Genomic DNA, 25,574 nt, shown 5'->3' with positions numbered 1-25,574 from the left:
ACCCCCCTAAACATCTCCGACAGCTTAATATGCGGTGCCACCGCCTTAATCACAAAGATATTCATCCCCATCGGCGGCGTGATCAGACCCAGCTCTACCGTAAGTACCGCAATGATACCAAACCAGATCGGATCAAAGCCCAAGGCTAGAATGATGGGGAACACCACTGGAATGGTAATCACCAACATGGCGAGCGCATCCATAAACAGACCAAGCAGGAAGTACATCAGCAAGATGGCCAGCAGAACGATCATCGGACTGACGGCCAAACCACCAATCCAAGTGGCTAACGAATAAGACAGTCTGGAGACTGAGATAAAGTAGCCTAAAGCTTCAGCACCCAGTAGCATAAAGAACACCACAGCAGACAGAGCTAGGGTCTCAATCAGTGACTGTTTCAGTCCTCTCATACGCATGCCTTTGGCAGCAGCATACGCCCAAGAGGCAAAGGCACCGACAGCGGCCCCTTCGGTTGGGGTAAACAGGCCAAAGAAGATACCGGCAATGATCAGAACAAAGATAAAGCCAAAGGGGATGAGTCCGGTTAGGGACAGCAGTTTGTCTTTCCAGGGGGTCTTCTCGCCGCGCGGGGCGAGGTGCGGTTTCCAGCGTACCATGATCATGACGGTCAAGGAGTACATGACCATGCCAAGGATGCCAGGCAGAAAGCCGGCGATAAACATGTCACCGACTGATTGTTCGGTGAGGATGGCGTAGACCAGTAAGGCGATGCTGGGCGGGATCATGATGCCAAGGGTACCACCAGCGGCGAGGATGCCGCAGGCAAAGCCGGGTTTGTAGCCGTATTTCTCCATTTGCGGTAAGGCGACACGGGTCATGGTGGAGGCGGTGGCAAGGGAGGAGCCTGAGATGGAGGCGAAGATGCCTGAGGATCCGATGCCGGCGATGCCAAGACTGCCTCTGACGCCGCCAAAGATGGTGCGGGTGGCGTCAAAGAGTTTGGCGGCCATGCCTGAGTGGGTGGCAAAGACGCCCATTAAAATGAATAGTGGGATGGCGCTGAAGTCATACTTGGCTAAGACGTCGACTGGGAGGTCTTTGAGCATTTGTAGGGCCCCGTCTGAGCTGGTGACGGCGCCAAAGCCGACGAGGCCGACGCCGAGCATGGCGAGGGCGACGGGGACTCTGACGACGACCAGTATGATCATGATGAGTAAGCCGATGGCTCCGATTATTTCTGGGCTCATGCGCCTGCCTCCTCGGCGTCAAAGAATTCGCCTGTTCTAAAGATGTTGATGGATTCGATGAGTGAGCGGATGGCCAGTAGTAGGCTGAGTGCTGCGCTGATCAGGTAGATGGGCATCATGGAGAGTCTGAGGTCTTGGGTGACTTTGCCAAATTCGATGGCGTCTAGGGCGCTTTCGTATAACCCCCAGGTGAAGACGAGGCCGATAAAGAAGAAGCCCATCATGAAGATGCCCATCATGTAGCCTTTGATGGCTTTGGGCATCTTTTGGGTGAAGACGTCGACGATGATTTGTGAGCGCTCGACATAGGCGGCAAAGGCGGCCAGTAGGGCGAAGAGCATGAAGTAGGAGACGATCTCGACGCTGCCTTTGACGGTGAAGCCCATGTCGCCGCCGGTGAGTTTGAAGATGTAGCGGGCGCCGACGTCAAGGATGGTGACGAGGACGATGATCACTAGGCTGATGCCGCCGATAAACTGACACAGCCTGGAGATGAGGGTGCTGAGTTTGGTTAAAAATATCATAAGAGTATGCCTTGTAGGTTAAACTTTACAGGTGGCGCTGGCGGCTTTTACTTGCTCATAAACCGCTTCACCATCCAGACCTTTTTCTGCTACTTCGTTGAGATATCTTTGAGTGCCATCCAGTAGAGGCTCTCTCCAATTAGGATCGTTCAACGGATCTGGGATATCAATCATCGTATCGCCTTTGGCACGTGCGGCAGCCATGACTTCAGCATTACTATCATCAAATATCTTAGCGATTTCAGTAGACATCTCTACCCCTGAGTTGTCATCAATGACCTTTTTTAGGTCGTCAGGTAAACTGTTATATTTGTCCTTATTCATGGACACGACAAGGGTTGAGTTATAAAAAGGAATGTTGGTATGAGTGTTGAGTAACTCATCGAGACGAAACGCTTGAATAGGTTGCCAAGTAACGGCCATACCATCAATGACGCCGCGTTGCAATGAGGTATAAACATCGCCAATCGGCATGCCAATAGGAGCGGCATCTAGAGCATCGATAACATGGCTGGCAACCACCGAGGGCTGACGAATACGCATGCCTTTCATATCTGCTGGCGTACGGATGGGGGTATCAACAGTATGCAAAGCACCCTGCCCAGTACCCATCAAAGACAGCAAATGGACATCTGCATATTCATCAGAGATGATGCCATCGTCATAAAGCTTATATAGTATGCAGGTCTGCTGCTGTCCAGTATTAGATATACCAGGCAACTCTACCACTTGCGTCAATGGAAAACGTCCAGCGGTATAGCCTTGCACCTGCATGCCGATATCAATAGTGCCTTTAGCAGAGGCGTCATAGGTAGCGCCCGCCTCACTAAGAGTGGATGACGGATAGATTTCAACTTTCAAACGACCATTTGAGTCCTCTTCGATTTTTTTTGCCCAAGGCTCAAACCCTGCAGTATTGATATTGTCAGTGGCATTCAGGAAGTGTGAGAACCTAAGAATGGTAACCTCATCCGACGAGCCATTGGCAGAAGCGGATTGCTCGTTGTTAGAACAACCTGATAAGGCAACGCCAGACAGAGCAATCGCAGTAGCTAAAGTGACTCTGGTCACAAGCCTAGTCTTACAAAGCTTAATTTTCATCATAGAATCCTTTCTTGATGGTTAAGTTTGAATGGTTAGATACCTATAGTGATTAGGTAACAACCATTTATTGACAACTATCCGCCTCCTATTAGTCAGTTAAACTTTACAGCCAACGGCAGCGGCTTTTGCTTGCTCATATACGGCTTCGCCGTCCAAACCAAGCTCTGCTAACTCATCAAGATATCTTTGAGTACCCTCTAGTAATGGACCTTTCCAATCAGGATCATTGAGTGGGTCTGGGATATCGATCATGGTATCGCCTTTTTCTCGAGCGGCGGCCATTGCGGCGTCATTACTGTCATCAAATATCTTAGCGATACGATTGGACATCACGAGACCTGAATTGTCATCAATGACTTTTTTCAGATCATCAGGCAGGCTGTTGTATTTATCCTTATTCATGGTCACTACGAAGGTCGAGTTATAAAAAGGAATGTTGGTATGATGGTTGAGCAATTCATCAAGACGGAATGCTTGAATCGGCTGCCAAGTAAAAGCGAGTCCATCAATGACGCCGCGCTGCAATGAGGTATAGGTATCGCTGGCAGGCATCCCTACAGGCGCTGCACCAATCGTATCGATAACATGACTGGCAACCACTGATGGCTGGCGAATACGCAAACCCTTCATATCTGCTGGTGTACGAATCGGTTTATCAACAGTATGTAGCGCGCCCTGCCCTGAACCCATTAAGGAGAGTAGATGGGTGTCTTCATATTCGCTGGAGATGGCACCACTGTTATACAGCTCGTACAAGATACAAGTTTGCTGCTCTGCTGTATTGGATATACCCGGCAGCTCAACTACTTGGGTTAAAGGGAAGCGCCCAGCTGTGTAGCCTTGTACTTGCATACCGATATCCACCGTTCCTTTGGCAGCAGCATCATAAGTGGCACCTGGTTTGCTTAAGGTCGCAGAAGGATAAATCTCAACCTTAATACGGCCATTTGATTCTTCTTCGATCTTTCTAGCCCAAGGCTCAAACCCTTCGGTATTGATGTTGTCATTAGCCGTCATAAAGTGCGAAAACCGAAGCGTGGTCACTTCATCTGTGCCACCATCAGTTGATGCTGCTTGCTCATTATTAGAACATGCAGATAAGGCCAAGCCAGATAGAGTCAGTGTGGTGGCTAGTGCTATTGAGGTAGATAGTTTGGTCTTCATTATAGAATCCTTTCTCAGTGATTAAGTTTTAGTAGTGCTAAAGCGGATGTCGTATTAATCCTCAAACACTGATGCTTGATGGATCATTGCAATAAAGTCTTCTTTGTCATTTAAGGCATTGGCATTTAATAACGCCAGCTTTACCAAAAACAATTCTCGTTTATGTTCAGGCGCTGAATCAATTGCATTTGCTAGAGCGTCATAAACCTCCTCTAAATCTTCAATGGCTATATGTCCTTCATGATCTCGATACTACTCACATTGACTTCCTTGTTTATTGGCTTTAACCGTCTGCTGTCGTTGTAAAAACGGCGCCAAGGTTTTCGTAATTGCATGGGCTGCCCGTGCTACATGGTCATCGTAGTTTAACCAGCGACCAGCAATATGGTGATCTGGGCGCACAAAGTAAACGCTGCCCTCTTGTGTAAAATACCTTTCGGCCCGCACTTGCTTATCGACCTGATACGTCACATCGGCACCTTGAATAGAGCATTCGGTAGTTGAAAGAGCAATGACTTTAATGGGAATGTTTTGATCTGTTAAAGCTTTAACCTCTTGCTGTAAGTCGCAACTGATAGCGTCATTAGTAAAAACCAACACAGAAAACCCGCCGTTAAGTTCATCGTATAGATATGTACCGTTAGAGGTCTTTAAGTTTGGAAACAGCTCACCATTAGCCGTTATAGTATTCATGGAAGCATTGTCATCATTTTGACTGTTTAGCGGCGATGAATGATAAGCGTGAGGTCTAGAAGTGCGCCAATGATATAGAGGACGGACAAAGTCATGCTCTAGTGATAGTGACAATACCGCATCGCGCAAAACCTGATAGCCATGGCTAGGCGGCGACATAAAGCGCGTTGACTTTCCCGCTTCGGTACAGATTTCTTTGGCGGCTTGCACCCTATCGGTACTATAGCTTTGTAGCAGGTCTTGATTACCCCAGCCATTAATGACAGCTTCCAGCTGAGATCGAAAGCATCTTGAAAGCCTGTATTGGCACCACGCACACCAAATATCGGTAACAAATGAGCAGCGTCGCCGACAAATATGATGCGGTTATGCACAAAATCAGGGAGAGTCAACGCGCGCGCTGAATATACCGTGCTCCAATCAAGCTGCCACTCTAAGTGATCTTTACCAATCATTTTGAGTTGATCGGCGACCGCTTTTTTGAGATTTTCAGGTTTTAATGCTTCTTCAGGCGTTACAGTAGGATCGAGCTGATAGTCAAAGCGCCAGATATCATCAGGCTCACGATGCATCAATATGGTATTGTTTGGATTCCAATCTGGTGAAAAAAACGCCAACCGCTCAGTGGGGTAATCAAGCTTGATACGAATATCGGCAATAACAAACCTACCTTCGTAACTGTCACCTTCCATTTTTAGATTCAAATGCGAGCGAATAAAAGAGCGGCCACCATCGGCGGCAACCACCCAATTTGAAGTATGCTGATATTCGCCCTCTGGCGTTTGTATACTCAAGGTGACGTGATCTTTATGATCGTCAAGATCGACGACCTTATTGCCCCACCTGACCTCAATATCGTCATGCTGTTCAATTTGCTCTAACAGATAGCTTTCTAGATAGTTTTGCCATGTGTCCAAGGCAGTGCCTTTTGCATCACTGTATCAGCCACGCCTGCTGCATTGAGTATTTCCAGACTACGCTTGGTATAGACCAGCGCACGACTGCCCTCAGCTAGCTGCTGCTCATCGGTGATTAATATGACTTTTACGCCATACTTGGCCAACATAATTGCCGTAGTCATACCTATCAGACCGCCACCCACTAGGGTAACAGTCTGCTCATCAGATTGAGTATCTTGTTGACTGTGATAATAAGGATAGACTTGATAGTCAAAATACAATGACTGTCTGGGCGATTGCGTTGGGATATGCATGTTTAAAATCCTTTTTAAACGCGTGCAGTAGTCTCCGATAGACTGCTAACTTGACTCATTGAACTTCAGCCATTTGTTCATCCATGATTGTTTGGCTATACATTTAGGGACAGTTATTTATAGGCTGTTATTTAGGGACCGTTAATCAAATACGGTTAATTACCGATATTTACTCACCCACCGGCACTTGCTTCTTTGCCTCAGCAAGCTCATCGGCATGCAAAAACTGCGTATGAGCGGGCGCTCTCTTAGTACGGGACCACTCCTCTAGCATGTCGTACTTCATCTCTTCAGTAATCATAGAGACTTTTTCTTCTGAAGCGATGTCATCATAGGTCAGCTCTAGACGATGACCATTAGGATCAAAGAAATAAATAGAATGGAAGATACCGTGATTGGTGACACCGACAATATCAATCCCAGCCGACTCCAACTGCTCTTTTGCCGCAAGCAAAGCCTCACGGTCTTTTACTTTTAGCGCTAGGTGTTGTACCCAATCTGGGGTATTGGGGTCAAAGCCCATCTCAGGCTGATTGGGCACTTCAAAAAACGCCAACACGTTACCATTACCAGCATCTAAAAAGATGTGCATGTAAGGATCAAAAGCTTTGGTTGAGGGCACATGATCTTCGGCAAAGGCTAAGATAAAGTCCATGTTCAGATGCTTCTTGTACCACTCAACGGTTTCTTTGGCATCTTTGCAGCGATATGCTACATGGTGGATTTTTTCTATTTTAAAGCTCATATCAATATCCTTTTGATAGGGCGTAAAACCTTGGGTTAATCCTAAAGTTATAACAACGGACAGCTATCTGGCCTAACTCACGAAGCTATCGTTACTACTATAGTCGCCAATGGTCTTACGCCTAGTTTGTATAAAAGTCTATGCGTCAAAATTAAAATCTAACGCAGGCAAAACCTTACCGCGCACTTCACCAAAGCCGACACGTATGCCATCTTTTTCGCTGTAGCCTTTCATAATGACGGTATCACCATCTTCGATAAAGGTACGGGTACCGCCGCCTTTAAGCTCTACAGGCTTAGTGGCGTTCCAAGCAATCTCTAACATGGAGCCATAGGAGTCTGGTGTCGGTCCTGAGATGGTGCCTGAGCCCATCATGTCGCCGACTTCTACTTTACAGCCTGTGATGGTGTGGTGCGTGAGCTGCTGGGCCATGGACCAGTACATGTATTTGAAGTTGGTTTCGCCAACGGTGGTGGCGGTGTCGGCACCTTCAGGGAGGATGGCAACGGATAGATTAATGTCGTAGCTGCTGTCAGACTTTGTTTCTTGTAGATAGGCCAAAGGCTGTGGGTCTTGGGTGGGCAGCTCGGTTTTGAAAGGCGCTAGTGCGTCCATAGTGACGATCCATGGTGAGATCTCAGAGGCGAAGGTTTTGGCGTTAAATGGGCCTAGTGGCACGTATTCCCACTTCTGAATGTCACGGGCTGACCAGTCGTTAAATAGCACCATACCAAAGATGTGATCCCAAGCATTTTCAATGGCGATGGGCTCACCGATCTGGTTAGGTTTACCAACGATAAATGCCATCTCTAACTCAAAGTCGAGACGCTTACAGGGGGAGAAGATGGGACGCTCACTATCATTCGGCTTGAGCTGACCAGATGGACGTACGATGTCTGCTTCACCACTGACAAAGACAGTGCTGGCACGACCATTGTACCCAACAGGCATCTCAGTCCAGTTAGGCAACAAAGCGTTATTGGGATCACGGAACATAGTACCGACGTTGGTGGCGTGCTCTTTAGACGAGTAAAAATCGGTATAACCAGGAACATGAACCGGCAGGTGCATGGTGACATCCGCTTGCTTAAATAACGCTTGGCTTTGTAGCTCTTGGTTGTCACGCAATGTCTCATTATCGGCAGAGAGTAAGGTTTGGATGGTTTGGCGAGCTTGGGTCCAGTTGTCTCGACCTGATTCGATAAAGGCATTTAAGGTGGGTTGATTAAAGTAAGGCCCGCCTTTTAGGCTCAACAGTCCTTTGGCTTCTAGGACAGATAGGTCCAATACTTGTTCGCCAATCGCTACTCCGGCACGGCGCTCACCTTTGGCAGTGTCGCTAAAGATGCCGTAAGGTAGGTTGTGGATGGAAAAGTCAGAATCACTAGCGATATCGATAAATGAGGTGAGGTTTTTGTCAATCATTGACATGAATAGCTCCTTGCAGGCAGTTAGGTTATAAATGGTTAACGATATTTATTACGTATAAGATAATAGGTTTACTATAATGTAATTTACATTGGTGCATATTGCAAGTGATTTTTATGTTTTATCGACAGAGAGAGTATTTACATCGTCGAAAAGTATCACTCTTGCAAGCGTAACCTACTCCTAAACTATATCGACATCTTGTATGACCCACACTTAGTATTAATAAGTAGTTTTGTTAAAGACACTTAGAGCCAAAAAAAAAGAGTTACCAGATTAATCCAGTAACTCCTTTAGTAGGATGCGCTGTCTATTAATTAACGTAAATCATCAATGACCGCCAGCATAGCCACCAACGACGCTTCTCCTAACTGAATAGAACGCTCGGGTGACCATCCTTTATCTTTATCAATTAAATTAGCATTGTCTTTGAATGGCATCTCCAAAGTATTGGCAAGGCAATCAAAACGCTCGGCGACCCAATTGGTTGCCACGGTCATATTTGCCTCGCCTGGAGCATCTATGTCATAGCCAAACTCAGTCTGAAAATCAGCACTGGCCAACACTAAGGCCTCGGAAAACTTATCTCGTAGACGTGCAAGGCGGTCATTATAACTTGGCGTGCCCTGAGAGCCGGCAAGAAACACATAAGGCAGCGCTTCATCGCCATGGACATCATAAAATAGATCAACTCCTGTTTCTTCCATTTTATTGATCACATGAAATACTTCGGGGCTTTTTTCTAAGCTTGGGTTTTTCCATTCACGGTTTAGATTGCTACCGACAGCGTTGGTACGCAGATGTCCGCGCACACTACCATCAGGGTTCATATTGGGCACGATATATAGATTTGCTTTTTCTAGTAGACGCTTAGCTGTAGCGTTATCATGATCTAATAAGCCATACAGCAGTCCCTCAATCAACCACTCAGCCATCGTCTCACCTGGATGCTGACGGGCAATAATCCAAATATTACGCTTATTTGTATCACTACTCTCACCATCACCGACCTTTACTACAGTCAAATCTCGTTTATCAAGCGTTTCACCTAAATGCTCTAACGTTACTAAAGGATGTACTTGTACGGCGGCTAATAGATCTTGATGTCGCTCATAGCTGTAAGGGGCAAAATACGCAATTTGTATGCTTTCACATTCTAGCTCTGCCACTATGGTTAGTTTTCCATCTTGATAGGTGGTTGGCAGACGAAACCAGTTTTCCCGATCATAGGAAGCAACCGCTTGGTAACCCTCCCACCCTTTAACGTAGGACGCCTCCCCTGCATTAACAACATTGAGAATATACTGCTCGCCAACCTGACCTGATAGACGAAAATTAAACCATTGAAAAAACGCTTCACCAACATCTGGACGAATCGCTAATTGAATGTCTTTTTTGTCTTCTAAACTGATAACGTCAATATTGCCGGCATCAAAATTAGCAGTGATATGCATAACCTTTCCTTACTCTACTTTGTGATTGTGTTTTAAATTATTTTGCACGATGAGAGTCTAACAGGCTGCCTCTATTTAGAGTAGCGCAAAAAGCAATCGTATAAACTTTAGTTAAGATAAGGTCCATTGATTTTATCTATATAGTCGATACACTCTAAAAATGTCATAGCGCTACTGGGATGAATTTTGCGCAGCCTCTGGGAACGCAGCACGCAAGTAAAATTTATACCAGTAGCGCGTTTAAACCCATAACAGTTTTACATTCAGCTGACTATATAAGAAAACAAGCTTCGAAAAAATCACTACAATATTGGACAAAAGTTTTTTTGTGCAATTATAAAGTCTATAAGAAAAACCTTTCACCCCCGTGACTCGGCCTTCTATACACAAGCTAAAAATCTATAAAAATTCTAAAAACCAGATATATTGACCATCTATGTATCTATACCGACCTTCTATCTATATGAACTAGAAACAATATTGTAAAAACATAACATCAACAATACAATATTTTTACAAATACATAATAAAAGATACGAACATTTATTTAGTTTTCACCATAGCTTTTAATCACTCACTCATCAATATTGATTAACATACAAAAGCAAAATGGCAGTTGATACAAATCAATGTATGGTTATTCAAATGCAAATTAAGGTAGATAAGTATGAGCGCCACAACAATAGTAAGTACCAACAGCTTTTGGCCATCTGATGCAGCCCATGAGATTTATCAATTGGCCGTATCAAACAGAGAAGAAACTGAGTCTGCTAGAAAAATTGCGCTACCAATCGTTGAGAAGCTTGTAGAGTCTAAACTATTTAGAATGGGGTTACCAAAATCTTTAGGAGGGCTAGAAGACAACCCTGTAGAAGCGCTAAAAGCTTATGAGATACTGGCTAATGGGGTTACCAAAATCTTTAGGAGGGCTAGAAGACAACCCTGTAGAAGCGCTAAAAGCTTATGAGATACTGGCTAGTGCAGAGGCATCGGTTGGTTGGGTTACATGGAATAATCACTTAGCTTGCACGTTCGGCAGGTTTTTGAGCGAGCCTAGCATGAAAGCGGTTTACGGTAACCCATCTCACGTTTATGCTAACTCAGCTCGCCCTGAAGGCGTGGCTAAAACAGTAGCTGACGGCTATATCGTCTCTGGTCGATGGACCTTAGTTTCTGGATGTGAGTTAGCAGACTGGTTTGTGCTTCGTTGTCTGGTAGTCTCAGATGGCTCTCCAACAACTTTAGGCCCAGGAGCAAACCTAAAGCTATTTTTTATTCCAAAAGCAGAGGTCGAAATTATCGATACTTGGCATGTCGGCGGTCTAAGCGGCACAGGAAGTCATGACATCGTAGTAAAAGAAGCCTTTGTGAAAAAAGATTATGCTGTCGGTTTTGATAGCCCTGTAACCATTGATAATGCCTATAATCGCCTACCAATTGGTTGTATCAATGCCGCAGGTTGTGCAGCCTTGGCATTAGGTGTTTTAAAAGCAGCGATAGATGAATTAGTTGCCATATGCCTTGAAAGAGTAACTTCAAGCAAAAGTCCTGACTTACGTGATCGCGCAACAGTACAAGCTGCAGTCGCAAAAAGTAAAACCCTATTAGCTGCGAAACGTTTGCAATTACACCATAGTGTCGAAGCTTTATGGAACGATGCACAACAAGGCAATACCTTTACCGATGAGCAGCTTGCTGATGTATGGGCAGCCTCCTGTGAAGCAGCAAAAGAAGCGAGAAGCATGATATCCGAAATCTATGCGGTTGCTGGCACGGTATCATTATATAAAAAACATAGAATAGAGCGAGTACATAGAGATATCCATGCTATCTTGCAACACGGCATCATTCAGCCTCACTGGATGAATCAAGCAGGTATGGCCTATGTCGGATTAAAGCCAACAGGAGCAATGTTTAGAACGTAATGTATTTTTAATAAACATAGCATCCAACAAAAAAGCCCATGCTTGACTTTAAACCGCCCCCATAAATTAGAAACTTATGGGGGCGGTTTAATAGTCAATGCACTTTGCTAATTATTGTTTCATAGTCGGCATGACACTAAACATCATCTTCCCCATCATCGTGCCGTTGCCCTCTTGGTAATACTCAACCAGCTCCTGTCCATACTCACGCAGATCAATACTATTACTAGCATTTGGAACCTGCATATCATGCGCTAGATTAGGAAACGCCACTTCTTGTGCACCGATTGTAGTGTACTGCTGCAATACATCAATCACCAAACCTGCATCTCGCTGACTGTGAGACGACATCGCTCGATTTGGCAGGTTACTACGTGTATGCTGCCACTTGAGCTGACCCCGTTTATCAAAACCATACAGCTCTTGTATGACTGAGTCACTTAAAGCGCTTTTTGGGAGAAGGTCTGTCGGTGTACTACCTTTATCTATCATGTTTTTCATCATGACCAGTGCTTGTTGCACCATGGCTTTACTGGTAAAGCCAGTTTTTTTAGCGTCAGTGATATGGTCTGCTTGCTTTTTTAGTTCAGCGCTTGTTACCAGTTCAGGATACTGCTTGCTGATACGCTCATAAAAGAGCTGCATGTAATCTCGATAAAACTGTTCATAATCTTCAGCGCTTTGACTACGGCGAATCACTTGTTCACTTGCCAGCATGACTGGAAGCTGATGCTTAGGTATCCTGGGGGTAAGTGATGTCAGCGTATTAGGAGCAACATAGTCAAACTGTTCTACAGGTGCACTCGCAAAAATATGATCTAGTGTCTCAAAATGAGTTTTGATGATTTGACGGCCAAAGCCTTTAGGCAACGTGCCGTCATCAAGGGCAATTTTCAACCACTTATTCCGCCATTTTATACCCAGTTTATCGTCTAATAACTCTGAGCTTAGCATTGCAAAATTATCTGCCCAAAAGTAAATAAGACCTTTTTTAAAATCTATATAGATGGGCTGATTGATACTGCTTCGGTGATTGCGGGCTTGGTATTGGACGCTGGCAAGCATAGTCGCCTTACCTGCCATAGGCTGATAGACCCCTTGTGCATTAATAGACATGGGTTGTAATAAATACGCATCCAATAACTGAGCTTTTTTGATGTCTGTTGATGTAGGTCTGTCACCATAGCTGTCAAAAAGCTGCTGATAATAGGGTGAGATGGCATTAGTTTCTACGTTGTCTTTACTTCGACTATCATACTGACCGTCTCTCCATGCTTGATAGGACTCATGACAGTTTAAATAAGTATTTTTAATAGCACTACGCTGGGGCGCAAAATCAGCGCCATCGAGGCTTTTATTCTGTGCTTCAGCTCGTGCTAACAATGCAGCATACGCTTTGTCGTGAGTGTCTTTGCAGTGATCTCCGACATACTCTGACGTGACCAATTGTTTGTGGTCAACATCAATAAACTGCTGCTCATTATTGATTTCTATATTGCTGTGGTAGCTGAATGACTGACGGCGCTGTTTTTGTAATGCGTTTGCCAATGCTGTCTTTGCAGCCGCTGGTGTCTGGTTTGTCGCCTTACTTTGAGCCAGACTGGTAGACTGGCAGCCAGTGACTAATAAAGCACCAGACAAAGCGCTACCAACCCATAGAGCCTTCTTTTTTGTAATCGTAGAATGCCAAGGTGACGTTACAGAGTGAGAGCATTTTTTCATATTTATTCCTTAAAAATCATTGTCTTGAATGTGACCAAATAGCGTTAATTGATGTCGGCGTTACTGCTTAGACATCAAAACTTATTTTCTTCAGCGACGTCATACTCAAGATCATCCTCAGCATCGGTAATATCATATTGTGTGTCGTAATCGTTGGTATAGCTGTCATCGTTATACTCGTCATTATAATCGTAGTCATAACGGGCATAGCGTGCTGCTCTAAGCCTTTCTTTTTGCGCACGCTGGGTCGCAAGCCAAGCATTGCCATCGATGGCGGGCGCTGCATGCGCGCCAAACGACTCTGCTAGTAACGGCGTCAAACCATGCTTATTAAAGCTGGCGGCATCGTAGCGGACTTGATTAAGCACGGTTGTGGTAGAGCCCATCAAATCACCGCCGATGTTGATGCGCTGCTGTTTAGCCAGCAGGCGGTCTGAGCTGTCTAGATAGTAGTCATTGGTTTGGTTAAAATTGATGGGGCCAATGGCTTCAATAAGCTGTAACAGCGCCCCTACATCAGCACTTTGATAGCCTTTATTATATAACTGTAGCTTAGCCAGCGCAGTCTTTAGCATAGCGCCATTTGGATACTTTTTTGGATTGGCATCGACATAATCCTGTAGCGACGTTGTCATGTACTTTAGGACTTTACCGATCATTTCACCGCTTTGCTGACTACCAAAATACACCTTTACCGCTCGAGTAGCGCCCACTTCGCTTGCAAACGAGTCTCCTTGAATATCAACTGCGCTAAAGTGTTCGGGTGCAAGCTCTGCCATACTGTCTTGAATGGCGGCAATCATAGCATCATAGATCACTGCTGAAGGCAGCTGCGAGGTAATACTCTCAGGCAAACCAAAATCTACCGTGTGGGCGGTCATTTCCGTGGGTAGTGGGGTATGCTCAGGGTTAGCAAGCGCTACAATAGGCATGATTACCGAGGGGTCGACAGTGAGGCTACTGTTTGCAAAGTCAAATGCCAATGGTATTTGTACCGAAGAAGATATCGTCGGTGTGACATAGTCGTAGCTATAGACGCTCTGTAGCTGCCGCTGCTGAGGCTTATATCGACTGACACTGTTGAAGGTCAGGTTCTGATAGTGGTAAGCATTCGATGCGGCTATCTGCTCTGGCGTACGATGAATCATGCTAAGCAGTTGACCTGCTATGCCTGAGGCAGAAGACGGTGGAATTTTATTCTCTGCACTGCTAATCTCGCCTTTTTGCTTAGCCAGTTGCATGGCTTCATAGTTTTTCAGCAGGTTTTTTGGTTTGACATCTGGTATTTTTGAAAACACTCCACTGCCCACCTCTGAGCGATAGTCATCTTCTAGGCTATTGCCATCACGATCATAACCATACTCATCATAACCATCATAGTCATAACCCTCTTCATCATAGCCGTACCAGTCGAAACCCTCCCTATCGTAGCCTTCCTGATTGAATCCATCTGAATCATATTCGTCGTATTCATCATAGCTGTCATCGTTCGGGTCGTATTCCCTATCGTACTCTCTATCATAGTCATCTGAGATGGTTTTTTGATAAGCATAAGTTTCTATTATCGTTCTCAATAAGCTGCTAGAGCCAGCATCAATACTGTCTGGATGAATAAAAGGCACCGCTTGATAATTGGCCTGCGCTACTGCCACGTGCTCTGTCGCTAAATGTTGACGAATAGCGGTCAGCAATCTCGTCTTGGCTTGATTTTCAATACTGGGGTATTGGCCTTGATCAAACAGCTGCTCATAATGCTGTGACTGCGCTGCTAAATGTGCATTAAATGCTCGACCTTGCGCTTGAGTTTTTGCTGTATTTGCCTGATCAAAGTCAATCAAGGCACCTGACACATCAGTAGCAGGTGCTACGCTTGGATGAGATTGGCAACCTATAAGCAGCATAGATGCGCTACCAAGCAGTAACGCCCCGCCTGCCACAGATGACCATTTGCGCTGAAGTTTTACAGTATTTACAGACACGTCATCACCTGTGCAATGAGCATCGTGCGTTTGCGAGCTGTGTTCTTGTTGCTCATACTTTCGTTGGCAGTGACTGGTATGGTGTGACGACATAAAAACCCCATTATTTAAACAGACAGACATTTGTAAACAAATTCTTAGTGCTTTTATTTATAACACAAAAGACTACAAATGAGTGAGGAATAAGTAGCATTTAATTCAAATTCTGTTTAAATAAAGGGTATGGCTTTACGTCATTTTGTATATCACTTTTAAAACTATCGCCTGGGCCAAGTTATTCTTATGTCTGTCTACCAACTAAAGACTCAATTTCAAAACAAACTACGCCCGATAAGCGACCGGTTAGTAGAGATGGGCATGACGGCCAATCAGGTCACTGTCAGCGCTATCTGCTTAAGCGCTGGGACGGCTTATGTCATTGCAGCGGTGGCGTCACCAGACACTAGCGAGCAGGTGATTGACCACCGCTCAAAAGGCACAATGTCCGCAGAGCCATTGCAAATCAAAGGCCGGCAAGTATGGTGGATATTGCCAGTGTCTTTATTTATACGTATGGCCTTAAATGCGATAGATGGCATGATGGCACGTGAGCATCATCAGGCTTCAAGTCTAGGAGCTGTACTCAACGAAGCTGGTGACATCATCTCGGACGGCCTGCTGATCGGCAGCTTGACGCCGCATCTATCTCTACAAAACCATCAGCGCCATCATTTGGGTATTATTATTGCGCTTAGCACACTGACCGAACTGATCGCTATTGGCGCAAACATTGTAACCGGACACCGTGCCAACCATGGGCCGCTCGGCAAAAGCGATCGAGCACTAGCGTTGGGTATTGTCGGTGCCTTGATAGGCTCTGGTTTCACGCAGCGCCACATGCATAGCCACGGCCTGCACGCTATCCGCCCATTATTATGGTTTAGTGAGGTGCTACTATTAAAAACTGCGATTAACCGCCTAACTTTTATAGGCAGTCATTATTTTCAAAAGTACCATCCTGTCCCGACGCCTAAAACCCGCACTGTTTATCGAAACTTCGTTTATACCCCCCTCACTTATAAAAACAATACGCAATATGCTTTGCAGCCGTACTGCTTACAAGGATATGACCACATGCAATCATCTGACATCTCGCCTATCATCGCTGGACAAAGCTGCTTTAATGCCTATGATGGCACCGCTATTTATTATCGATACTGGTTAACCATGCCATTAGCAGATATTGCTCATCGTGCCGAGCCTCATGAGCGACGACAAGTGATCTTATTACACCGAGGTCATGAGCATTCAGGCCGCTTAACTGAGCTGGCTGAGCGCTTTGTACAGGCAGGCTATCAAGTATTTGCTTGGGATGCGCGTGGTAATGGCCGTTCAGGCGGTATCAAAGACCATGCCGAGAGTGTCACCGAGCTTGAGCGTGATCTCAATGATTTCGTGAATTTAGTCATCACAAAGACTGGTATCACGATTGAAGATACCTTAATCGTCGCCAGCAGCATCGGTGCCGTATTAGCAGCAGCGTGGGTACACGACTATGCTCCAGCCATTCGTGGCATGATACTGGGCACGCCAGCTCTTAGCATTCGCTTATATATCCCCTTAGCGATACCCGCCTTAAAAGTTGCCCGTAAGCTTGGGCTTATGTCACGTGTCTCAAGCTATGTCAAATCTCAAGTACTCACTCATGACAAAGAAGCGCAGGCTGCCTACAATGCCGACCCATTAATATCAGGATCAATCTCCAGTGATTTGCTGATCGACACCCATGCCACAGGCCAAAGGCTGCTCGATGATGCCGGTGCGATTACCACACCTACCTTTATACTGTGTGCCGGTAAAGACTATGTCGTAGACAAACAAGCTGAGCGTACCTTTTATGAGCGGCTAAGCTCGCCGCATAAACGTTGGCAGCTGTATCCAGACAGCTTTCACGCTATTTTTCATGAAACCAATAAAGCAGATATCTTTGCAGATTGCATTGATTTTGCCGAACACTTATTTGCCAAGCCGACTACAAAGCCAGATCTAACCCATGCCCATTTAGATAGTGCCAGCAAAGACAAGGTCGATCGCCTAGCGATCAAGCCTTTTAATCCAAGTTTTGCGCTAACCCGCTTTGCCATGCAAAAATTCGGTCACGTCAGTGATGCCATAGCCACCGGCCTTGAGCACGGATTTGATTCAGGCAGCTCTTTAGATAAAGTCTATGCCAATACACCTCAAGGCAAAAATACCTTTGGCAAAGCCGTTGATAAGTTTTATCTGAGCAATATCGGTTGGCAAGGCATTCGCATTCGTCGCAAACATTTATTAGAGCTGGCAAGTATGGCCATCGATACACAGCTGACTGCAGCCCAGCCCAACCAGTCCTCTATACGGGCCCTCGATATCGCCAGTGGCAATGGCTATTATGTGTTCGATTTACTCGAAAAATACGAGCAGTTGACTGCTGAGCTAAGAGATTATGATACGCATAATGTGCAAGTCATTGCGGACAAGGCGCACAGGTTTGGTTTTGATGAGCGCATTGTCGCTGTAAAAAGAGATGCTTTTGATATCCATAGCTATAGTGATGCAAAAAACAGCTTTGATATGGCCATTGCCTCAGGTGTCTTTGAGCTGTTTTCAGACAACACCTTAGTGAGTACCGCCTTAACTGGGATATTTGATAGCTTGGCTATTGGCGGATATTTTATTTATACCAATCAGCCCTGGCATCCTGAGCAAGAGTTTATCAGTAAAACCCTGAATAACCATCGTGGCAGCAGCTGGGTCATGCGGTGTCGCTCACAAGCGGAAATGGATCAACTGGTCACCCAAGCCGGCTTTAAAAAGCTAGAGATGCGCATTGATCGCTTTGGCATCTTTACAGTGTCGCTTGCGATAAAGCCTAGGGAGTAAATAACCGTCTTCGCCTCATGGCCATCACAATCTAAAATAGCACGTCTTGAACATACGACTGTGACAAACAATAAGGAAGTTAGCGGCTATTGACCCTTTAAATGAGGTACTGGCGACAACCAAAAACAAAAGTTTAGATAGCCCTATCTACCACTTGATATTTTCGTTACTATTTAGACATTGTCTGACTTTAACTTTTTATACTCGTAAAAAGGAATTTGCGATGCCATATCCATATTTTTATTCTCAGCATAATACGACCTATCTCAATCGTAGAGCTGCTAAAATCGCAGCTTTAGCTTTTAGCGGTATGCTATTGTTATCCACCTCAGCTACTGCGCTTGAGTCAAATACCAACAATTCGCTCAAAAACCACACTATAAATAACAGCTCACTGAATCTGGATGCGATTAATCTCGCTATCATGACGGAATCGCCTACGGTTTTGACTGAAAACCGGCGTGTGACCCTTGCAGCACCAAATAGTGCGCTTAGCCCTAGCATGAGTAGCGTTGCAAAAACCGATCAAGCCATTTACTCAGCGGACGCCATTCATCACCCCGTCTGGGCCAAAAACGGCATGGTCGCCTCTCAAGAAGCACTGGCCTCTGATATTGGCTTACAGATTCTAAAAGACGGTGGTAATGCCGTCGATGCTGGCGTTGCGGTGGGCTTTGCCTTAGCCGTGACACTGCCGCGGGCGGGCAACATCGGCGGTGGCGGCTTTATGATAATTTATGATGCCGAGCAAGGCGAGACAGTGGCGCTCGATTATCGTGAAAAAGCCCCAAGCAGCGCCTTTCGTGATATGTATCTTGATAAGGACGGCAATGCGGTAAGTAGCTTGTCTCGTTTCCATGGTTTGGCTGTTGGTGTACCAGGGACTGTCGCAGGGCTGCTCAAAGCGTTAGAAGATCATGGCACCATGAGCCGTGGACAAGTGATGGCACCCGCTATTGCACTGGCTGAAAACGGTATAGAGGTCACTGCTGGCTTATCTGAGTCGCTCAGCGCACTGAGTGATCGTTTACAAAAATGGCCAAGTACCAAAAAGGTGTTTTTTAAGCCTGACGGTAGTGTTTATCAGCCAGGAGAAATCTTAAAGCAACCAGAGCTTGCACGCTCGCTAAAACTCATTGCCGCTCAAGGCGCCGATGGATTTTATAAAGGCGAGACCGCTCGTAACATTGTCAAGGCGGTCAATGAGGCTGGAGGCAGCATGAACTTGCAAGATTTGGCCACTTATGAAGCCATCGCTCGTAAGCCTGTTACAGGCGACTACCGTGGCTATGAGATCGTCTCTATGCCGCCGCCCTCCTCTGGTGGTATTCACATCGTGCAGATTTTAAACATTTTAGAAGGCTATCCACTAAAAGATTATGGTCACAACAGTGCGCAAACCATTCACTTGATGGCGGAGGCAATGCAACTGGCGTATGCTGACCGTGCAGAGTATTTGGGCGACTCAGACTTTGTTGACGTGCCAGCGAGCGGCCTTACTTCTCAAGCCTATGCCGATCAGCTGCGCACCTTGATTTATCCAAACAAAGCCACGCCAGCGAGTTCGATTAAAGCCAACAACCCCCTGCCTTACGAGAGCGACCAAACCACGCATTTTTCTGTCGTGGATAAAGACGGCAATGCAATCGCCAATACCTATACGCTTAACTTCTCTTACGGCACGGGTCTGGTTGCAGACGGCACGGGTATTTTACTAAACAACGAGATGGACGACTTTTCTGCCAAGCCTGGCACTGCCAATGCTTACGGCTTAACTGGCGGTGAGGCAAATAGCGTAGAAGCGGGTAAGCGGCCGCTGTCCTCGATGAGCCCAACCTTAGTATTTAAAGACAGTAAGCCTTATATCGTGACTGGCAGCCCCGGCGGTAGCCGCATCATCACTACCGTGACCCAAATCATCTCCAACGTCATCGATCATGATATGAATATCGCCGAGGCCACGCATGCGCCTCGTATCCATGACCAGTGGCTACCTGATGAGATTCGTACAGAAAAGGCGTTGAATATCGATACGGTCAAAAAACTTGAATCCATGGGACACACGGTCAGCCCAAAAGCGACAATGGGCTCAACGCAATCGATTATGATAACGCCAAATGGTGTTTACGGATCTTCTGACCCACGTATCGTCGATGCGGCTGTGGTTGGGTATTAGACCATATTGCTTTAACAGCCTGAACTGAGCACATGAGCACTATCGAGAGTCTTTATGATTACTTCAAATTTTGACTTACATATTATTGGCGGCGGTATTATTGGCCTTACGACTGCAGTGACCTTACAAGCACGAGGAGTAAAAGTAGCGCTGCTCGATGCAAATGAAGTCGGACAAGGTGCGTCATTTGGCAATGCTGGACATATCGCCCCAGAGCATGTGTTTCCGATAGCTGATGCCAGCATGCTGCGCCACATACCAGCGATGTTACTGAATCCGACAGGACCGCTACGTATAGACTGGCGCTACCTACCTCGCCTGATGCCATGGGCCATTCAGCTATTGATGAACATGCGCCCCGAGCCATTTGAGCACATCCATAAAGCCCTGCTGAATTTAAATAATCACTGTCTACAAGCGTGGCTAAACTTTGCCAATCAATGGCAGTTAGATGATTGGATAAAGGTAAAAGGCTCGCTATTAACTGCTGAAAAGGCCAGTAGCGTTGACCTTCTCAAAGCACAAGGACAGCGCTTTAATGATGTCGGTGTCACCACTGAGCTGCTGAATCAAGAGGCGCTTTTAGCACATGAGCCTGCTTTAAAAGACAATCAATTAGGGGCGCTATTTTTCCCCAATACAGGACATATCACCAATTTAACAGCAGTGATCAATCAGCTTAGCCGCACTTTTAGAGGCCTTGGCGGTGAGATTGTTGAGCATTGTCGTGTCCTTGAGGCGCATACGAATATAGATGGCATTTACTTAACAACCAATCAAGGTGACATTACTGCCTCTAAGGTCATGCTCGCAGCAGGTGCCCACTCAAAACCACTGGTAAAGCAACTCACAGGTATCCGCGTTCCTTTGGATACTGAGCGAGGTTATCACTTGATGCTGCCTCACGAAAGCGCACGTTTACAGACGCCTGTCACCAGTCTAGATCGGCGTTTTGTCATGACCCCAATGCAAGAAGGCCTGCGCCTAGCAGGTACGGTAGAGTATGCTGGGCTCGAAGCGCCGCCTAACATGCAGCGAGCGCATGTGCTCTTACAGCACGCACAGCCTATGTTAAAGACTCCCTTAAATTCCAACGACAAGGTGCCATGGATGGGCTTTCGGCCATCCACCTCAGATTCTCTCCCTGTTATAGATAAGACTGAGCGTGTGTTTTTAAACTTTGGCCATCAGCATTTGGGCTTAACGCAAGCTGTGGTGAGTGCACAGATGATTGCTGAATACTATTTTGATGAAAGTCATACTATCGACCCCAGGCCTTATCAGCTCTCTCGCTTTACATAGCCGGCTTAAAGCTCTTATAAAGAAGGCGTGGCAGTGACAAGGCGCTGGACTCAAAAACGCTTTGATATTCAAACAATATCAAAGCGTTTTTTGCTTATTTTAAATTCACTTTGACTTCATATTCTATGACACCTATTGGTTGAATCAGTGGTTGTCTGTGCCAAATAATGCTATTATTAGCCGCTAAATCAAAAGTGAGTAAATATGGCTATCGATGTCTTATTTATTCACTATTTATTTAAAAAAACAACTTAAAATATTGATAAAAATAGATTTATCTTCTTAGTCACCCACCCCTCTTTGAGCCTATCAGTAAGAGTCCTCTATGGCATTTGTACACCTTGGTATCCACAGCGAATATTCGATTACTGATTCTATCGTACGCATTAAACCGCTTATTAAGGCGGCAGCAGCAGACAATCAGCGTGCACTGGCACTGACTGACTTATCCAACCTGTATGCCACAGTGAAGTTTTACAAGGCCTGCCTTGGCGCAGGTATCAAGCCCATCATCGGTAGCGAGGTCATCATGGATAATGAAGACTCACGCTTGATTTTGTTGGCGATGGACAATGAGGGCTATCAAAACATCACTCGTATTGTTTCATTTGGTTACACTGAAGGGCGTATTGACCCTGATAATCATGGCGTGCCTATCGTTAAGCGCCATCATATTCTTGAACATGCTGCTGGCGTGATTGTTCTATTTACAGAAAAATCAGACGTCGGTCAGGCTCTTGTCAGCTCTATGCCCGAAAAGGCGGATGAGCTCATCAATGAGTGGCAAACGCAGTTTAACGATCGGCTCTACTTCGCTATTAAGCGCACCAACCGCACTGGTGAAGACGCTTTTATCAAAACGGCTATCCATGCTGGAGCTAAGCACAATATTCCTATCGTAGCGCATAACGACGTGCGCTTTTTAGAGCAAGAGGACTTTGATGCGCATGAAGCTCGGGTTTGTATCGCAGGATCTTATGTACTTGCTGACCCAAATCGGCCGCGTTTGTATTCTGATGAGCAATACCTAAAGACGCAAGCGCAAATGACGCAGCTGTTTGCTGATATTCCGCAAGTGGTTGACAACACCTTGCATCTCGCCACACGCTGTAATGTGACCTTGACACTAGGCATCAATGTCTTACCCGAGTTCCCAGTACCTGAGGGTGAAACTATTGAGTCCTTCTTTAGAGCAGAGTCACAGCGTGGTTTAGAAAATCGATTGGACAAGCTGTTTCCTATAGAGGAGCGTGATACTGACTGGCTCGACTTTCGTAAGCAATATGACGAACGTTTAGAGTACGAGCTTGAAGTCATTTTATCTATGGGCTTCCCCGGTTACTTCTTGATCGTTATGGACTTTATTCGCTGGGCTAAAGCCAATGGCGTACCTGTCGGACCAGGTCGTGGCTCCGGTGCTGGCTCCTTGGTCGCTTATGCGCTCAACATCACTGACCTTGACCCCATTCACTATGACCTGCTGTTTGAGCGTTTCTTAAACCCAGAACGTGTCTCCATGCCTGACTTTGATATTGACTTTTGTATTGAGGGTCGAGATCGAGTGATTGATTATGTGGCGCAAACTTATGGTCGAGAAGCCGTCTCACAGATCATTACCTTTGGTACGATGGCAGCAAAGGCTGTGGTGCGAGATGTGGCTCGAGTACAAAGCAAGTCTTATTTTTTAGCCAATAACCTATCCAAGCTGATTCCAAAAACGCCAGGCATCACCCTTAGTGAGGCACTGGAGCAAGAGCCCCAGCTCAAAGATCTAATCTCCAACCCTGATAATATGGATTATGAAGATGCCATCGAGATTTGGGAGATGGCCATCAAATTAGAAGGCGTGTGTCGAAACGTCGGTAAACATGCTGGTGGGGTATTGATAGCACCAGATAGAATCACTGACTTTAGCGCCATTTACTGCGATGATGAAGGTCACCGAGTCAGTCAGTTCGATAAAGACGATGTCGAAGATGTGGGGCTGGTAAAGTTTGACTTTTTGGGTTTGCGCAACCTGACAGTGATTAATGCAGCCGTCAAAAACATCAACGAGCGCCGCGCAAGAGAAGGCCTAGATGCACTGGTATTAGAAGACTTGCCCCTTGATGACAAAAACGCTTATAAGCTGCTACAAGAAGCCAAGACCACGGCTGTGTTTCAGCTTGAAAGTACGGGGATGAAAAAGTATCTGGCCAAGTTGCAACCGACCAATATCGAAGACGTTATCGCTATGTGTGCGCTGTATCGCCCAGGGCCGCTAGATGCAGGTATGGTAGAGATGTATATCGATCGTAAGCATGGTCGAGAAGAAGTCATCTATGACCATCCCAACCTTGAACCAATTCTGCAAAACACCAATGGCGTTATTGTCTATCAAGAGCAAGTGATGCAAATCTCGCAGGTTATGGCAGGCTATAGCTTGGGCGGTGCTGACATGCTACGCCGAGCTATGGGTAAAAAGAAACCTGAAGAGATGGCCAAGCAGCGTGATATCTTTGTGACTGGTGCCACAGCGCAAGGTATTGATGAAGCGACCTCAGGCGGCGTCTTTGACTTGATGGAAAAGTTTGCTGGTTATGGTTTTAACCGCTCACACTCAGCCGCTTATGGCGTCTTGGCTTACCAAACAGCCTATCTCAAACAGTACTATCCTGCTGAGTTTATGGCAGCGGTACTCACCTCTGATATGAACAACACCGACAACGTGGTGTTTTTTATTAACGACTGCCGAGAGAACTTTGGGCTGACTGTAGACAACCCTTCTGTCAACCGCAGTGAATGGCACTTTGTCTCCGACACACCGACCAATATCATTTATGGCTTAGGTGCCATCAAAGGTGTGGGTGAAGGTGCTGTTGAGTCTATTGTATCCGCTCGCCGCCGTGACGGGCCTTTTATTGATCTTTATGACTTTTGTCGTCGGGTCGATATCAAAAAAGTCAATAAGCGCACGCTAGAGGCATTAGTCAGTGCAGGGTGTTTTGATGACTTTGCCGCCACCCTAAGACCCGATCTGCCAGCCGATGAAGCATACGAGATTCGCGGTGCGCTAATGAGTCAGCTGCCAAACGCTGTGCAAGCGGCTGAGCAAGACCGTCAAAACCGTGAGATCGGTATGATGGACTTATTTAGTGAAATGGATGGCGTTGTCGCAGCACCGCCCCTAGAGATGACGCCAGAGCTGATCTGGGGAGATAAGCACCGCCTAAAAGCGGAAAAAAACACCCTTGGTCTGTATTTAACGGGTCACCCGATTAATGAGTACTTAGATGAATTAAAGCGTTATACCTCTGGCGCCCGCCTCGATAGCTTAGCTGATACTGGTTATAACGGCAGCTGCTACTTTGCAGGTCTTATTATAGATATCGCCAACTTTGGTAACCGCCACGTCATTACTTTAGATGATGGCACATCAAGGCTAGAGGTCAGCTGCTATGCTGAGCGCTTCAACCGCGTAAAGGAGCAGTTAAAGATAGATGAAGTCGTGATTATCAAAGGCAGTATTCGTGAACGTGATGGCCGTATTTTTGCTCGCCTTGACAATGCTTTGAGTATGGTAGATGCTCGTCTACGTTGGCTAAAGAAAATCAGCATCAAGGTTCATGGTAGTGACATCAATCTGTTAACTCGTATACAGCCGCTGCTCAAGTCAGCGCAAGCACACTTGATACCAGCGCCTCGCCTCGCCTACAATCAAGATAATGATGAACAAGATAGTGGCTATGACCCAGCAATGGGTGGTAACTTATATGATGAAGCAGGCAACGACTTATTGGCGTTAGACCAAGCTACGGGCCCTGAAACTGCCTTTACTCATGCAGACGCTGATATCAACGACAACTGTATCCCACTTGGGCTCAGTGTCTATGAAGACTATGCTATTGCCAATGTCGCACTCTCGGAGCATTGGCGTGTTTATCCAAATGATGATAACTTACAGCAGCTAAAGAGCTTCATTGACGAAGACGACTTATATTTTCATTATAGCTAGTATCTTTACTTCAGCTATGTAAGCACACCTTTTTATCTCACT

Annotated in this window: 18 protein-coding genes; 6 read left to right on the top strand and 12 right to left on the bottom strand. The window is 45.9% G+C overall.

The genetic code is table 11. The annotated features are described in order from the left end of the window. The 10 genes from J3492_RS07945 to J3492_RS07910 all read right to left on the bottom strand — a co-directional run. Nucleotides 1–1,208: TRAP transporter large permease (locus J3492_RS07945; RefSeq protein WP_207991270.1), on the bottom strand; the 1,208-nt coding region annotated here is incomplete at its 3' end. Further along, nucleotides 1,205–1,732, bottom strand: coding sequence for a TRAP transporter small permease (locus J3492_RS07940; RefSeq protein ID WP_207991268.1), 528 nt, complete (start codon nt 1,730–1,732; stop codon nt 1,205–1,207). The genes J3492_RS07940 and J3492_RS07945, both read right to left, overlap by 4 nt. 18 nt (nt 1,733–1,750) lie before the next feature. Then, the gene (locus tag J3492_RS07935; protein ID WP_207991266.1) at nt 1,751–2,833 is read right to left on the bottom strand and encodes a TRAP transporter substrate-binding protein; all 1,083 of its coding nucleotides are present in this window, start codon (nt 2,831–2,833) and stop codon (nt 1,751–1,753) included. A 99-nt stretch (nt 2,834–2,932) separates the two neighbouring features. After that, a complete protein-coding gene (locus J3492_RS07930) occupies nt 2,933–4,000 on the bottom strand; it encodes a TRAP transporter substrate-binding protein (protein ID WP_207991265.1) in 1,068 nt (355 codons plus the stop codon). A gap of 252 nt (nt 4,001–4,252) precedes the next feature. After that, a complete protein-coding gene (locus tag J3492_RS13205) occupies nt 4,253–4,852 on the bottom strand; it encodes an FAD-dependent oxidoreductase (RefSeq protein WP_243453167.1) in 600 nt (199 codons plus the stop codon). Then, nucleotides 4,792–5,610, bottom strand: coding sequence for an FAD-dependent monooxygenase (locus J3492_RS13200; RefSeq protein WP_279381161.1), 819 nt, complete (start codon nt 5,608–5,610; stop codon nt 4,792–4,794). The genes J3492_RS13205 and J3492_RS13200 overlap by 61 nt, the downstream gene beginning before the upstream one ends. Further along, nucleotides 5,586–5,906: an FAD-dependent monooxygenase gene (locus J3492_RS13385; RefSeq protein WP_279381160.1), complete on the bottom strand. Its 321-nt coding sequence runs from the start codon at nt 5,904–5,906 to the stop codon at nt 5,586–5,588. The genes J3492_RS13200 and J3492_RS13385 overlap by 25 nt, the downstream gene beginning before the upstream one ends. 169 nt (nt 5,907–6,075) lie before the next feature. Beyond that, entirely contained in the window at nt 6,076–6,651 is a 576-nt protein-coding gene (locus J3492_RS07920; RefSeq protein ID WP_207991264.1) for a VOC family protein, read from the bottom strand. Nucleotides 6,652–6,789: 138 nt separating this feature from the next. After that, entirely contained in the window at nt 6,790–8,082 is a 1,293-nt protein-coding gene (gene fahA, locus J3492_RS07915; RefSeq protein ID WP_207991263.1) for a fumarylacetoacetase, read from the bottom strand. A 314-nt stretch (nt 8,083–8,396) separates the two neighbouring features. Further along, nucleotides 8,397–9,533, bottom strand: a complete 1,137-nt coding sequence (locus tag J3492_RS07910; protein ID WP_207991262.1) for a M14 family metallopeptidase — start codon at nt 9,531–9,533, stop codon at nt 8,397–8,399. 667 nt (nt 9,534–10,200) lie between these two features. Here J3492_RS07910 and J3492_RS07905 point away from each other — a divergent pair. Beyond that, nucleotides 10,201–10,500 (top strand): hypothetical protein, encoded by a 300-nt coding sequence (locus J3492_RS07905; protein ID WP_207991261.1) that lies wholly within the window; start codon nt 10,201–10,203, stop codon nt 10,498–10,500. After that, nucleotides 10,436–11,458, top strand: a complete 1,023-nt coding sequence (locus J3492_RS07900) for an acyl-CoA dehydrogenase family protein (protein WP_207991260.1) — start codon at nt 10,436–10,438, stop codon at nt 11,456–11,458. Before J3492_RS07905 ends, J3492_RS07900 begins: the two co-directional genes overlap by 65 nt. Before the next feature lie 111 nt (nt 11,459–11,569). Here J3492_RS07900 and J3492_RS07895 read toward each other — a convergent pair whose 3' ends face one another. Both J3492_RS07895 and J3492_RS07890 read right to left on the bottom strand, forming a co-directional pair. Next, nucleotides 11,570–13,180, bottom strand: a complete 1,611-nt coding sequence (locus J3492_RS07895) for a hypothetical protein (RefSeq protein ID WP_207991259.1) — start codon at nt 13,178–13,180, stop codon at nt 11,570–11,572. A gap of 74 nt (nt 13,181–13,254) precedes the next feature. Then, a complete protein-coding gene (locus tag J3492_RS07890) occupies nt 13,255–15,252 on the bottom strand; it encodes a hypothetical protein (RefSeq protein ID WP_207991258.1) in 1,998 nt (665 codons plus the stop codon). 189 nt (nt 15,253–15,441) lie between these two features. Between J3492_RS07890 and J3492_RS07885 the strand changes: the two genes are divergently transcribed. The 4 genes from J3492_RS07885 (at nt 15,442) to dnaE (ending at nt 25,532) form a co-directional block, all read left to right on the top strand. Next, nucleotides 15,442–18,060 (top strand): alpha/beta fold hydrolase, encoded by a 2,619-nt coding sequence (locus J3492_RS07885; protein WP_207991257.1) that lies wholly within the window; start codon nt 15,442–15,444, stop codon nt 18,058–18,060. Between the two features lie 223 nt (nt 18,061–18,283). Next, nucleotides 18,284–20,236: a gamma-glutamyltransferase gene (gene ggt / locus J3492_RS07880; protein ID WP_207991256.1), complete on the top strand. Its 1,953-nt coding sequence runs from the start codon at nt 18,284–18,286 to the stop codon at nt 20,234–20,236. A 54-nt stretch (nt 20,237–20,290) separates the two neighbouring features. Further along, the gene (locus J3492_RS07875; RefSeq protein WP_207991255.1) at nt 20,291–21,538 is read left to right on the top strand and encodes an NAD(P)/FAD-dependent oxidoreductase; all 1,248 of its coding nucleotides are present in this window, start codon (nt 20,291–20,293) and stop codon (nt 21,536–21,538) included. Nucleotides 21,539–21,863: 325 nt separating this feature from the next. Next, a complete protein-coding gene (dnaE, locus tag J3492_RS07870; protein WP_207991254.1) occupies nt 21,864–25,532 on the top strand; it encodes a DNA polymerase III subunit alpha in 3,669 nt (1,222 codons plus the stop codon). The last annotated feature ends 42 nt before the right edge of the window (nt 25,533–25,574 follow it).

It is taken from the genome of Psychrobacter coccoides (genome assembly GCF_017498085.1).
Lineage (GTDB): Bacteria > Pseudomonadota > Gammaproteobacteria > Pseudomonadales > Moraxellaceae > Psychrobacter > Psychrobacter coccoides.
This window is presented reverse-complemented; position numbering and strand designations above follow the sequence as displayed.